The sequence below is a fragment of the Oleiphilus sp. HI0066 genome (assembly GCF_001635725.1).
On sequence record NZ_LWFH01000979.1, the window covers coordinates 1 to 524 of the forward strand.

At 50.6% G+C, this 524-nt stretch carries 1 protein-coding gene; it reads right to left on the minus strand.

The window, feature by feature from the left end:
- Positions 1-524: VCBS domain-containing protein (locus A3738_RS11075; protein WP_156504212.1), on the minus strand; the 524-nt coding region annotated here is incomplete at both ends.

The window sequence follows — 524 nt, forward strand, 5'->3', positions numbered from 1 at the left end:
ATCGTCTTTACCATGAACCGTAATAACGAGATTCTGCGTGTCAGTACCACCGTCTTGGTCGGTCACCGTAATCGGAATGGTGACAGTTTGGTCTGTACCTGCGGCCAAGTGTTGATAGGCGCTGTGACTGGGATCAAAGGTGTACGACCCGTCGGCATTTAGCGTAAAACCGTCTATGGTCGGTGCGGTGTAGGTGGCCGTTTCATGGGCATCGGCATCAGTTGAGGTAATGTTGCCAGAGATCACACTGCCATCTTCAGCCGCACTCTGTGCTTGAATATGGTTGAGCACCGGATTATCGTTGGTGCCTGTCAGCGTGATTACCAAATTCTGGGTGTCGGTCCCACCACTGCCATCTGTCACAGTAACTGGGATGGTGATGGTTTGCGTGTCGTCTTTTGCTAAACCATTGTAAGCTGCATTGCTTGGGTCAAAGCTGTATGTACCATTTGAGTTGAGTGTAAATCCAGCGACATTTGCAGTAGTTGTGTAGGCCGCAGTGTCACCCGAATCGACATCCGTTG